Genomic DNA, 12,066 nt, shown 5'->3' on the forward strand with positions numbered 1-12,066 from the left:
CACGTCTGGAGGGGAAACATGGTACAGCGAACCATCGATATCACGCTGGCGGCGTTTGCCAGCGCCGCCGCTTTCCTGTTGTCATGGCCATTCTGGCGCGACTTCCAGTATTGGCCGGAGTCGCACACGATGTGGCAGCTTTACTTTGCAGTTGGTTTCATCTTGTCGGTGTATGTCTTTTACGTGTTCCTGGGGAGCCTGCGCACGCTGTTCGAGCACGATGCGCTGGAACATGCCGCGGCCCAGGCGCCCAATGCGAATCCCGATGTCAACGATGAAGGAGACCGGCCATGAGCTGCGGCGCTGACGGAAAATGCGAGGAGCCGCGCAAGCGCCGAATCGCGATCGGCGTGCTGGGCCTGATGGCACTGCTGTTCGCAGCCCTGTCCGTATTCTCTTTCCTGAAGGAGCGGGGCCAAGTGACGCCGGACAAGGTAGCCTTTGGCAGCTACAACGCGGTGGAAGGCAAGCGCGTATTCCAGTCGTACAACTGCATGGGCTGCCACACGATCGTCGGCAACGGCGCCTATTTCGGCCCTGACCTGACCAAGGTGTATGAGCGCGCCGGCCCGGCCTGGCTGGCGGCATTTTTGCCTTCGGCGGCAAGCTGGCCTACCAGCGCCGCGGTGCGCACGCAATTGCAAAACGTGGCAGCAGCGGCGGAGCCGGAGAGCGAATCGGCGGAAGCTTATTTCAAGCGCTATCCGGGCGCTGCCGAGCGGGTCGAGCGGCGCGGCGGCGGCACGAGCTTCATGCCGAATTTGCCGCTCAGCAAGGATGAGGTCGGTCATCTGGTGGCCTTCCTGAAATACACGTCTTTGATGAACAACGAAGGCTGGCCGCCGAAGCCGAAGGTGGACGGGCTCAAGTTTGCCCAGGCTGCACATTCGGCCAAGCCGCTGGGGACCGCCCTGGTCGCACCGGCGGCAGCCGCCGCGGCACCGGCTGCCGCCGATGCGGCTGCACATGGCGTCAGGGTCGCGCAGGAGTATGGCTGCATGTCGTGCCATTCCAGCGCCCAGCAACGGTTGGTGGGCCCGGGTTGGGGCGGCCTGTATGGCGCCCGGGTGAGCCTGGCTTCCGGCGCCGCGGTGACCGCGGACGACGCCTATCTGGCGGAATCGATCCGCGAGCCGGACAGCAAGGTCGTCGCCGGCTATCCGGCCGGCGTCATGCCGGCCTATGCCAGCCTGCTCAAGGCAGACGAGGTGGACGCCATCGTCGCCTATATCCGCAGCTTGAAGGGAGAATGACGATGATCAAGATCCAGTATGAAACCCAGCGCCTGAGCCTGCGCTTTTTCCTGCTGATGCTGGTGCTGTTCCTGGTCCAGGTCGGTTTTGGCTTGATGCTGGCGGCGCAGCAGGTCGACCCGACGCTGCTGTCGGGCGTCCTGAATTTCAACGTGATGCGCTCCGAGCATCTGAATCTCGGCATTGTCTGGATTCTGGCCGGCTTCATCGGCACCATCCTGTTTGTCGGACCGCTGCTGTCCGAGCGCGAGTTGGCGGCGCCGTGGTTGATCAAGTTCCTGTTCGTGGCGCTGGTGGCGGTGGTGATCTGGAACGTTATCGCGCAGGCCATGGCGCAGTATGGGATTGCCGGCTGGTGGCTCGGGCAGCCGTGGTTCCAGGAAGGGCTGGAATACCTGGAAGCCGGCCGCATCGCCGATATCGTGATCCTGATCGGCTTCGCCATCCTGACCTATGTGGTGCTGAGGACCTTCCCGCCGCTGCGCAAGTGGAATGAAATCCATTGGGGCCTGGGACTGGGCGTCCTGGCGCTGACGCTGGTTTGGGTGTTCGGCCTGTTCTTCATCGAGCGCTTGGATGTGAGCGAATACTTCCGCTGGTATGTGGTGCACTATTGGGTCGAGGGTGTATGGGAAGTGATCCACATCAGCCTGGTCGGCTTCCTGCTGGTGCTGATGTTCCGGGCCGACGTCAAGACCGTGGGCTATGCCGTGTTCTGGGGTGTGACCATGGTGTGGCTGTCCGGCCTGCTGGGTAACGCTCATCATTATTTCTGGATCGGCACGCCCGAATTCTGGCAGTTCTGGGGTTCGCTATTTTCGGCGCTGGAGCCGTTGCCACTGATCTTCTGCTTCTGGCATATCTATCTGGATGCGCACCACGACCGACGGCCGCTGGAAAACGCGCCTGCGTTCTACTTCATCCTCGGTTCGGTGATTCTGGAGCAGGTCGGCGCCGGCATTCTCGGTTTTACCATGACGTTTGCGCTGACCAACGTCTGGTCGCACGGCACCTGGGTGACGCCAAGCCACGCCCACCTGGCGCTGTTCGGAACCTTTGGCATGCTGGGAATTGCCGCCGCCTATTATGCGATTCCGCTGCTGCGCAAGGTGCCGGCTTTCGACCAGCGCATGGGACGGCTGGCCTTCTGGCTGGTGTTCATCGGCATGCTGGGCATGGCGTTCGCGTTTGCCATCGGCGGCACGGTCCAGGTCTTTGTCTACCGTACACTGGGACTGGACTGGTTCGGCGGCGACGTGTTCCCGGCCATGGGCCTGTTCAAGCTGCTGGTGCCGCTATTCGGCATGGTGTTCGCGATCGGCACCGGGGTACTGGTGTTCGATCTGGTGACGCTGGGGCGTGGCGCCAGGGCCGTCGCCGCGGCCAAGGTGTCGGCGGTGGGCGGCCAAGCCGACATCGACCGGCATGCGGAATCTGTGGTGCCGGCAAGCGGCTGGTCGCGGCCGCTGAGCGGCTACGAAACCGGTATCTGGCTGCTGGGGATGTGGCTGTTTGGCGCGGTCATCACGTTCGGCCTGCTCAGCTTCAACTTGCCGCGGGTGCAGGCAGGCGATCCGACGCTGCCATACCTGATGGCCGGGATAGGCTATCCGGGGCTGCTGCTGGTGACGCTGCTGTTTGTCTGGCGCTTCCTGAGTTCGCTGGAAGCGCGCGGCTTGGCAGCGGCGCCAACTGCCGAAGGCACTGCAGCGATCGGCGCGCCGGTAGCAGTGGGTTCGTAAGGCAGCGCGAGATACGCAGGGCGGTTCGGCTCGATGAGTCGAACCCCCGGTGCCGCGTAGGGCGCAGCGCGGCCCGATCACCCTCGGCAAGGTAGGACGGATGCTCAGTAGGCAGCCGGCGCCAGCAACTGGTTGACCTGCGCCAGGTCCTCTTCCCGCAATGAGCCGACTGCCGCTTTCAGGCGCAAGCCGTTCATCACTGTGTCGTAGCGCGCCTTCGCCAGGTCGCGCCGGGTGGAATACAGTTGTTGCTCGGCGTTCAGTACATCGATGTTGATGCGCACGCCGACCTGGTAGCCGAGCTTGTTCGATTCGAGAGCCGACTGGCTGGACACTTCGGCCGCTTCCAGCGCGCGCACTTGCGCCAGACCGTTGTTGACGCCGGCGAATGCCTGCCGTGCCGCCTGCGCCGAAGTCCGTTGCGTAAACAGCAGGTCGTTGCGCGCCTTGTCTTCCAGCGCGATCGCTTCGCGCACCTTGCTGTCGACCGCAAAGCCGGAAAACAGCGGGATCGACCATTGCACGCCAATCGAATTCGAATTCACGGTGCCGCCGTTCGGGCTCAGAACGCTCGACTGATTGCTATTGCTGTGGCTGCGGCTGGCGATCAGATCGACGGTCGGATAATGGCCGGCGCGGTTGCGCTTGATTTCGCGTTTGGCGATTTCCAGCGCCAGTTGCTGGCGCAGCACTTCGTAGTTCTGGTTTTCGGCGCTGGTGACCCACAGGTTGAGTTGCGCCGGTTCCGGTGCCGAGAGCTTGACTCCCGGGCGCAGCGGTGCCAGTTCGGCCGGCGCGTCGCCGACGATTTGCTGCAATGCCGCGCGCTTGACTTCGAGATCGCTTTGCGCCGCGATCTGCTGCGCCAGGCTCAGGTCGAAGCGCGCCTGCGCCTCGTTGGTGTCGGTGATAGTGGCCGTTCCGACTTCGAAATTGCGTTTGGCGGAAGCCAGTTGCTCGCTGATGAATGCTTGCTGTTGCCGGAGGAAGAGCAGCGTGTCCTGCGCCGTCAGCACATCGAAATAGGCTTGCGACACGCGAACGATCAGGTCTTGCTGCGCTTGCGCGAACTGGGTATCGGCCAGTACTACCGCCAGCTTGCTTTGCTGATAGCTCTCCCAGTTGCCGAGGTTGAGCAGCGGTTGCGTCAGGGATAAACGGTAGCTGTTGGCGGAATAATCGGCGCTGCCAGTGGCGTCGCTGCTATTCCGGGTGTAGCTGCCGCCGAGTCCGATGCCGGGCAGCAGGTTGGCGCGGCCTTGTACCGCCTTTTCCTGGCCCGCGACTTGGGCCGAGCGTGCGCTGGCGTAGACCGCGTCGTTGGCCAGCGCCTGGCTGTAGATCTGCAGCAGATCGGCCGCTTCCGCGTTCCACGCGAGCAGCGGGCTGGAAAATAGCGCGGCGATCAGCGGGACCAGGCGCGGGATGGCTAAGCGGTTGCGCATGCAATTCTCCGGAGATGAAACACACTCATGAAAGTCAGTAGGTGGGCATCGCAGGATCGACCTGCAATGCCCAGGCATGCACGCCACCGGTCAAGTTGCCGACGTCGGCAAAGCCGTTCCGCTCCAGGAACGCCGCCACTTGCAGGCTGCGCGCGCCGTGATGGCAGATGCAGACGATGGGTGCGGGCGGATCGAGTTGCGCCAGATGTTGCGGGATGGTGCGCATCGGCAGTAGCCGCGCGCCGTCGATATGGCAGGTCTCGAACTCCCAGGGTTCCCTGACATCCAGCAAGAATGGCGGCGGCCGTGAGGCATCGTCGAGCCAGGCGGCCAGTTGCGGCGCGCTGATGTCCCACATGGGTTTTCCTTAGAATTTAAAGGCTGACGGCAGCGTTGCGTCGCGCAGCGGCTTGATGTCGGTTTCAAACAGGGTCAGCGTGTTGTATGCGGTTTCGGTGCTGCGCGTGATCAATTGGGCGGTCATGGCCGGGGCCTGACCCAGCACGGCCAGCAGCCGGCCGCCGACCTTCAATTGCTGCAGGAACCGGTCCGGCAAGACCGGCAGGGAGCCAGAAATCACGATCACGTCCCATAGCGGTTGCGCCTGCCCGGCCGCCGGCCAGCCCTGGGCGCCATTGCCCAGCGCCACCTCGACATTGGAAATGCCGTTGGCGGCCAGGTTTTTTTCCGCCAGGGCCTTGAGCTCCGGTTCGATTTCGACGCTGGTCACCTGCCGTCCCATATACGCCAGCAGCGCCGCCATATAGCCGGAGCCGGCGCCGATTTCGAGCACCGTCTCATGCTTCTTCAGCGCCGCTTCCTGCAGGATGCGCGCCTCGAATTTGGGTGTCAGCATGTTGGCGCCGCACGGCAGCGGAATTTCGCAGTCGGCGAACGCCAGGCTGCGGTAGGCCGCAGGCACGAATTCCTCGCGTCGCACTACCTGCAGCAAGTCAAGCACATCCTGATTCAGCACGTCCCAGGGACGGATCTGCTGTTCGATCATATTGAAGCGGGCTTGTTCGATATTCATGTCAGTGTTTGCCGGAAGAAGGGAACCGTCATTCTATCAAAGGGGGGTATCGATTTCGACCGCATGCGGCCGGCTGCCTACCCCTTGCCGACGCCGCCGGGCCCAGGCTGCCAGATCATCCAGATAGGTATAGATCACCGGTACCACCACCAGCGTCAACAGCGAAGACGTGATGATGCCGCCGATCACTGCCTGCCCCATCGGCGCCCGCTGCTCCGAGCCTTCCGCCATGCCGAAGGCGAGCGGCACCATGCCGAACACCATCGCCAGCGTGGTCATCAGGATCGGTCGCAGCCGCACATGCGCCGCCTCCAGCAACGCGGCGCCGCGTTCGGCCCCGGCGCGGCGCGCCTGGTTGGCGAAATCGACCAGCAGGATCGCGTTCTTGGTGACCAGCCCCATCAGCATGATGAAGCCGATGATCGAGAAAATGTTCAGGGTCGAGCGGAACAGCATCAGCGCCAGGAATACGCCGATCAGCGTCATCGGCAGCGCCGACATGATGGCCAGCGGCTGCAGGAAGCTGGCGAATTGCGAGGCCAGGATCATGTAGATGAAGATGATCGCCAGCCCCAGCGCTGACAGCGCATAGCCGAACGATTCCTGCATGTTCTTGGTGGCGCCGCCGATCTGGTAGCGATAGCCGGGCGGCCAGTGGATGCTGTCCAGTGCGTGCTTGACGTCGGCATTGACCTCCCCGGCCGAGCGCTGCGCGACGTTGGCCGACAGTTCCACCTCGCGGTTCAGGTCGCGCCGGTTGATCTGGTTGGCGCCGGTCGAGGGGATGATGTCAGCCACCTGGCGTAGCGGCACCATCTTCGGCGAGCCGTCGGCATTGCTTTGGCTGGAAGCCAGCATCAAGCGCGACAAATCTTCGGTGGCGTTGCGGTCATCCGGCGCCAGGCGCACGTTGACGTCGTAGTTTTCGTCATCCGCAGCACGCCAGCTGCTGGCAGCTTCCCCCGCCAGGAGCGGGCGCAGCGTGCCGCCGATCTGCGCTACACCAATACCGAGGTCGGCTGCCAGATCGCGCTTGGGTTGCACCGAGATGGTCGGCTTTTCCGCCTTCAGGTTGGAATCGAGGTCGACCAAGCCGGGAATCGCCAGCATCCTGGCTTGCGCCTGCTCCGACAGCGACGCCAACTGCTTCAGGTCGCTGCCGAGCAGCGACAGCCGCAACTGCTTGTTGTCGCCGCCCACACCATCCATGGCGCCAATGTGGGTTACCGTGATGCCGGCAATCTGCGTCAGCCGCTCGCGCAGCAGCGGGATCATCTGGGTGGTGCTGCGCGCGCGCTGTTCGCGCGGCACCAGCCGTACATAGACGCTGGCGTAGCTCTTGCCTTGGGAAGTGCCGGTATTCACGGTACTGTAGATGTCGCGCACTTCCGGAAATTCGCGCAGCACCGCCTCCACCTGGTGCGTCTTCGATTCGGTGAATTCCAGCGAGGAGCCGACCGGGGTGTAGAAGGTCACGCCGGTTTCCGAGTAATCGGCCTGCGGCACGAATTCGGTGCCGATCAGGCCTACCGCCGGGATCGCTAGGCCGGCGACGAAAGTGAGGAAGGCGATCGCCAGCGTCAACAGCCGATGCCGCAACGACCATTTCAGCAGATACTGGTAGGCGTCGGAAAACCGCTGCACCAGCCGTTCGAACTGTTCCAGTACGCGGCCGACGGTGTTGGCGTACCAGCCGCGCCTCTCGCCGCTGTGGCCATGGACCACCGGGTCGTGCCAGACCGAAGACAGCATCGGGTCGAGCGTGAACGACACGAACATCGAGATCAGCACCGCAGCTGCCACCGTGACGCCGAACTGGTGGAAAAAGCGGCCGATGATGCCGCCCATGAAACCGACCGGCAGGAACACCGCCACGATCGACAGCGTGGTGGCCAAGACTGCCAGCCCGATTTCGGCGGTACCTTCCAGCGCCGCCGTCTTGTGATCCTTGAAGCGGCCATTTACGCGCATCCCGGCATGGCGCACGATGTTTTCGCGCACCACGATCGCATCGTCGATCAGGAGGCCGACGCAGAGCGACAGCGCCATCAGCGTCAGCATGTTGATCGTGAAGCCGAACATTTGCATGAACAGGAAGGTGCCGATCAGCGCCACCGGCAAAGTCAGGCCGGTGATCACCGTCGAGCGCCAGGAATTCAGGAACAGGAACACGATCAGGATGGTCAGCGCGGCACCCTCCAGCAAGGTGCTGCGCACGTTCTGCACGCCGACCCGGATCTGGCGCGAGCCGTCGCGGATGACCTCGGTCTTGACGCCCGGATACAGCATCTGCATGCGCGGCTCCAATTCTTTCAATGCCGCGTTCAGCCCATCCGCAACCTCGATCGTGTTCTGGCCCTGCGCCTTCACGATATTGAGTGCCATGGTGCGCTGCCCGTTGTATAGCGCCAGGCTGTCTTGTTCTTCCTGGCCGTCGATCACGCGCGCAACCTGCGCCAGCGTCACCGGCTGGCCGCCGCGGCGGGCGACGATGATGTTGCCGAAATCCTGGGGATTGCGGATGCGTCCCTGCACCTGGACAATTTTCTCGTTGGCCAGCGAGCGGATGGCGCCAGTCGGCAACTCCTGGTTTTCGTTGCGTACCGCGTTGATGATCTGATCGACGCCAATGCCGAGCGCTTCCATCGCGATCGGGTTGACGTAGATGTCGATTTCACGCTTGACGCCGCCCACCAGCGAAACCGAACCGACCCCACGCACGTTTTCCAGCCGCTTCTTGACTACCTGGTCGGCGATCGTAGTCAGTTCGCGCAGGCTGCGCTGCTGGGCCGCGCCCGGATCGTTGCTGACGGCAACCGAAAAAATCGGCTGGTCGGCCGGGTCGTAGCGGGTGATGCGCGGCTCCTTGACCTCCTTGCGGAAAGCGGAGCGGATCAGCGCCACCTTTTCCCGCACGTCCTGCGCCGCCTGCGCCGGATCGACGGTCAGCACGAATTCGATGATGACCACCGACGAACCCTCATAGGAGCGCGAGGTCAGCGCATTGATGCCGTTGACGGTATTGACCGCTTCCTCGATCTTGCGCGTGATGTCGGACTCGACCGTTTCCGGCGAGGCGCCCGGATAGTCGGTCTGCACCACCACCACCGGGAAGGTGACGTCGGGGAATTGATCGACGCGCAGGTTCTTGTAGGAAAACAGGCCAAGCACCACGAATGCCAACATCATCATGGTTGCCAGCACGGGATTACCGATACTGATGCGGGTGAACCACATGCGTCAGCTCCGTTTGGCGGTGGTTGCGATGGGTGTCGCGCGGCCGGCGACGCCGGGCTTGGACTTCGGGCGGCGCGCCATCATTGCGCCTCTACCGTGCTGGCAGCAGCAGCGGCCGGAGTCGCATCCGTGGCCGCTTGCAACAGGCGGATCGGCGTGCCGAGCGGCAGGTTGCCGAGGTTGGTCTTGACGATTTGCGCGCCGCGCTCCAGGCCGCTGGTGACTTCAACCGCAATGCCGTCAGCATCGCGTCCGCGCATGCCGAGCGTTACCATTTTCTGCACCAGCTTGCCGTTTTCAATCGCATACACCCACGGTTTTCCGGCCGTACTTTGCAGCGCCGATTGCGGCACGGTAAGCGCGCCAGTCTTGTCGGCCAGCGTCAACTGGGCTTCGGCAAACATGCCGGCGCGCAGTACCCCGGTTGGATTGTCGACTCGGATAAAAGTCATGATCGAGCGCGAGCCGGACTCGGTCGCCGGGTTGATGCGCACCACCGTGCCCGGCACTGGAGCGGCCAAGCCTTCAACGCCGACCTGGACCTTTTGACCCACCGCGATGCGCATGATCTCGGCTGCCGGCACTGCGGCCGCCAATTCCAGTTGGCGCAGGTCGACGATATCCAGCAGCCGATTGTCCGGCGCCACTTTTTCGCCCGGCTGCACCGTGCGGCTGCTGACTTGGCCGGACAGCGGGGCCCGGATCACAGTGTCGTTCAGTGATTTGCGCGCCGCATCCAGCGCACCGCGCGCCGAATCGAGATTGGCGCGCGCGATGTCATACTGGCTGGCGGCGGTGGTATAGGCGTTTTGCGAAATGAAACCCTTGGCCAGCAAGGCCTGGTTGTTGTCGCGCGTCTTGCTGGCGATGTCGACTTGGCCACGGGCGGCTTCCAGCGCACCCTGTGCCTGATGGACGCGCGCTTGGTATTCGCTCGGATCCATGCTGAGCAGCACCTGGCCGCTCTTCACCGCTTCGCCTTCGCGCGCCATGACTTCGCGTACCTGGCCGGCTACGCGAGCCTTAACCGTGACCTGGTTCAGGGCGCGCAGCGAGCCGGTCAGCGCCATGGTCTGGCGCAGATCACGCGCCTCCACTACGATCAGGTCGCCCGGCAGAAATTCCAGCGTGGCCGGCGCGGCGGCGCTGATGGCAACGGCCGGCGCCGGCCGGGTGCGCTTTTTAAGCGTTACGGCGCCTGCCGCGGCAGCGGCGACAATCAGCAGGACGATCCAGAAGGTACGGCGTTTCAGCATGAAGAGTCCATTATTGTTTGGCAGTGGGAGGGGCAGAGAGCTTGTTTTCCAGCAGGCCACGCAGGCATAGATCAATGAAACTGTTCAGGTATTCCTGCGGGGGCAGCGGTTGCGCCTGACAGGCATTAAGTGAGTGTTTCGACAGCATCAGCATCAGCATCGGCGCCATCACCACGCTGGCAAGCATATGTGGGTTGCCCGGGCGAAATTCCCCGCGCGCGATGCCGCGTTCCAGCATGCGCACCACGATGGCGCTGCCACGCGCGATGACTTCTTCCTGGTAAAAGCGCGCCAGCCCCGGAAAATTGCCGGATTCGGCGATCATCAGCTTGCTAATGCCGGACAGCGGCGTGTCGCCGATGCGTTGCCACCAGCCGAGCATGATTTCGCGGAACAAGGTGGCGCTATCGCCGGCATAGCCATCGATCGCCTGTTCCGCTTCGCCGATCACCGGCACGATGTTTTCGCGCACCACTGCCTTGAATAATTCTTCCTTGTTGGCGAAATACAGATACAGGGTGCCTTTCGACACGCCCGCCTGCCTTGCTACGTCTTCCAGCCGGGTTGCCGCATAGCCGCGTTCGACGAACTGCTCCAGGGCAGCCCCTAGCAGTTCCTGCGGGCGCGCTTCCTTGCGGCGTGCCCAGCGGGGCTTGTCATGGAACGGGCAGGTCATCTTGGAGGCAGCCTGGAGAATAACTTACTTTTGGGTCAGTAATGTAATCGGCATTACGGATGCCGTCAAGGCAGGTTGATTTGCCACCAATTTTCCGTATCCCATGCGGGGAATGATTGGACGGTTGCGCTCTCCCGATCACGTGTGCGTAACAGCAAAACGCCGCATCAGGAATCGGCAGAAAACGCATCCCGCTGGCCCATTCATCTCTGCCATGCGGAACCAGTGCCAACCCCCGGGGCACGGTGGCCGGCGTACGCCTCCCTCTGTACAAAGCGGGGAGCGAGTGAGCTGGCAAATGGGGTGAATGCGAACAAGACGGTTCAACCCATGGCAGAGCATGCTGCCGGCCGCGGCTTCGTTGCCTTGCTACCTGCAAGCGGCATCAACGTGCAGTTGACGCGAGCTTGCAGGAGGCTTCGATGGTCGGCTGGGTTGACGGTTATGAAAGGTTTTTCAGGCGGGGGCCGCCGAGGCGGATTGCCGGAATTCCTCGGCCAGCGTCTGCACGATCGCCGCGGCCGGCTCAACGGTATGTATTGCGCCCACTGCATGGCCGGCACTCCAGATGTCCCGCCAGCGCTTGCCCTCGCTTTCCCCAGTCGGTATTTGAAAAGCTTGGTCGGCGCCGCCCGTCCGATGCAAACCATAGCGCTCCAGGCTTTGGCGCAGGAAATTCCCGGGCAACCCGCTGACCGCCGTGGTTAACACGATGTCGTCAGCACCGCTGACGGCGAGGGCAGCCTTATAGTCTTCCGAGGCCAGGCTTTCGCTGGCTGCCAGGAACCGTGTTCCCATATAGACACCATCGGCGCCGAGTATTTGTGCGGCGCGGATCGCCTGGCCGTTCGCGATTCCCCCGGCCAATACGATCGGGCCACCGAAAAAGTCGCGCACCTCCCGCAGGAATGCGAACGGGTTGAGCCATCCGGAATGTCCGCCGGCACCAGCGCATAGCAGGATCAAGCCATCCACGCCAGCCTCGAGGGCGCGGCGCGCATGCCTGACCGTGGCCACATCGCAAAATACCTGGCCGCCGTAACCGCGTACCGTACCGACGGCCGGTGCTGGATTGCCGACGCTGGCAATCACCAACGGCACGCGATAGCGCGCGAGGATGGCGAGGTCGATATCGCGCCGGCCATTGGTCGGATGCATGATGAGGTTGACCGCGTAGGGCGCCACCGGTTTTTCCGGCGCCGTTGCGCGGGCATCGGCGAGCGCTGCCTCGATCTCTTGGAGCCAGTGTTCGAATAGTTCCGGAGTGCGTGCATTGATGGAGGGGAATGAGCCAATCACGCCGGCTTTGCAACAGGCGTTGACCAGTTTAGGGCCGGAAACAAGAAACATTGGCGCCACGATCACAGGTAGCACATTCGGACCAGGGATTCGACAGAAGCGGTTACAAGTCATGGTGTGAAGTG

At 63.0% G+C, this 12,066-nt stretch carries 10 protein-coding genes; 3 read left to right on the top strand and 7 right to left on the bottom strand.

Annotated elements, in window-relative coordinates; genetic code table 11:
* Positions 1-18 precede the first annotated feature (18 nt).
* Genes ACK2VC_RS12455 through ACK2VC_RS12465 form a run of 3 tightly spaced genes read left to right on the top strand, consistent with a single transcriptional unit; the run spans position 19 to position 2,995 of the window.
* Positions 19-294, top strand: coding sequence for a hypothetical protein (locus ACK2VC_RS12455; protein WP_486730669.1), 276 nt, complete (start codon positions 19-21; stop codon positions 292-294).
* Entirely contained in the window at positions 291-1,253 is a 963-nt protein-coding gene (locus tag ACK2VC_RS12460) for a c-type cytochrome (protein ID WP_486730670.1), read from the top strand. Before ACK2VC_RS12455 ends, ACK2VC_RS12460 begins: the two co-directional genes overlap by 4 nt.
* 2 nt (positions 1,254-1,255) lie before the next feature.
* Positions 1,256-2,995 (top strand): cbb3-type cytochrome c oxidase subunit I, encoded by a 1,740-nt coding sequence (locus ACK2VC_RS12465; protein WP_486730671.1) that lies wholly within the window; start codon positions 1,256-1,258, stop codon positions 2,993-2,995.
* 104 nt (positions 2,996-3,099) lie between these two features.
* Here the strand turns inward: ACK2VC_RS12465 and ACK2VC_RS12470 are convergent, their stop codons facing one another.
* From ACK2VC_RS12470 to ACK2VC_RS12500, 7 genes are all read right to left on the bottom strand, one after another.
* Entirely contained in the window at positions 3,100-4,440 is a 1,341-nt protein-coding gene (locus ACK2VC_RS12470) for a TolC family outer membrane protein (RefSeq protein WP_486730672.1), read from the bottom strand.
* Between the two features lie 34 nt (positions 4,441-4,474).
* The gene (locus ACK2VC_RS12475; RefSeq protein WP_486730673.1) at positions 4,475-4,798 is read right to left on the bottom strand and encodes a rhodanese-like domain-containing protein; all 324 of its coding nucleotides are present in this window, start codon (positions 4,796-4,798) and stop codon (positions 4,475-4,477) included.
* Between the two features lie 9 nt (positions 4,799-4,807).
* Positions 4,808-5,473, bottom strand: coding sequence for a protein-L-isoaspartate O-methyltransferase family protein (locus ACK2VC_RS12480; RefSeq protein ID WP_486730674.1), 666 nt, complete (start codon positions 5,471-5,473; stop codon positions 4,808-4,810).
* Positions 5,474-5,509: 36 nt separating this feature from the next.
* Positions 5,510-8,710 carry an efflux RND transporter permease subunit gene (locus ACK2VC_RS12485; RefSeq protein WP_486730676.1) on the bottom strand — a complete coding sequence of 1,067 codons (3,201 nt, stop codon included), beginning with the start codon at positions 8,708-8,710 and terminating at the stop codon, positions 5,510-5,512.
* Between the two features lie 80 nt (positions 8,711-8,790).
* Positions 8,791-9,966 carry an efflux RND transporter periplasmic adaptor subunit gene (locus ACK2VC_RS12490; protein ID WP_486730678.1) on the bottom strand — a complete coding sequence of 392 codons (1,176 nt, stop codon included), beginning with the start codon at positions 9,964-9,966 and terminating at the stop codon, positions 8,791-8,793.
* A 10-nt stretch (positions 9,967-9,976) separates the two neighbouring features.
* Positions 9,977-10,642, bottom strand: a complete 666-nt coding sequence (locus tag ACK2VC_RS12495; protein ID WP_486730680.1) for a TetR/AcrR family transcriptional regulator — start codon at positions 10,640-10,642, stop codon at positions 9,977-9,979.
* 456 nt (positions 10,643-11,098) lie between these two features.
* Entirely contained in the window at positions 11,099-11,992 is an 894-nt protein-coding gene (locus ACK2VC_RS12500) for an NAD(P)H-dependent flavin oxidoreductase (RefSeq protein ID WP_486730681.1), read from the bottom strand.
* Positions 11,993-12,066 lie beyond the last annotated feature (74 nt).

The sequence above is a fragment of the Herbaspirillum sp. WTB6 genome (genome assembly GCF_057457785.1).

Coding starts and splice junctions, on each gene's coding strand:
- ACK2VC_RS12455 (WP_486730669.1), top strand. CDS start 19: ATGGTACAGCGAACCATCGATATCACGCTGGCGGCGTTTGCCAGCGCC.
- ACK2VC_RS12460 (WP_486730670.1), top strand. CDS start 291: ATGAGCTGCGGCGCTGACGGAAAATGCGAGGAGCCGCGCAAGCGCCGA.
- ACK2VC_RS12465 (WP_486730671.1), top strand. CDS start 1,256: ATGATCAAGATCCAGTATGAAACCCAGCGCCTGAGCCTGCGCTTTTTC.
- ACK2VC_RS12470 (WP_486730672.1), bottom strand. CDS start 4,440: ATGCGCAACCGCTTAGCCATCCCGCGCCTGGTCCCGCTGATCGCCGCG.
- ACK2VC_RS12475 (WP_486730673.1), bottom strand. CDS start 4,798: ATGTGGGACATCAGCGCGCCGCAACTGGCCGCCTGGCTCGACGATGCC.
- ACK2VC_RS12480 (WP_486730674.1), bottom strand. CDS start 5,473: ATGAATATCGAACAAGCCCGCTTCAATATGATCGAACAGCAGATCCGT.
- ACK2VC_RS12485 (WP_486730676.1), bottom strand. CDS start 8,710: ATGTGGTTCACCCGCATCAGTATCGGTAATCCCGTGCTGGCAACCATG.
- ACK2VC_RS12490 (WP_486730678.1), bottom strand. CDS start 9,966: ATGCTGAAACGCCGTACCTTCTGGATCGTCCTGCTGATTGTCGCCGCT.
- ACK2VC_RS12495 (WP_486730680.1), bottom strand. CDS start 10,642: ATGACCTGCCCGTTCCATGACAAGCCCCGCTGGGCACGCCGCAAGGAA.
- ACK2VC_RS12500 (WP_486730681.1), bottom strand. CDS start 11,992: ATGTTTCTTGTTTCCGGCCCTAAACTGGTCAACGCCTGTTGCAAAGCC.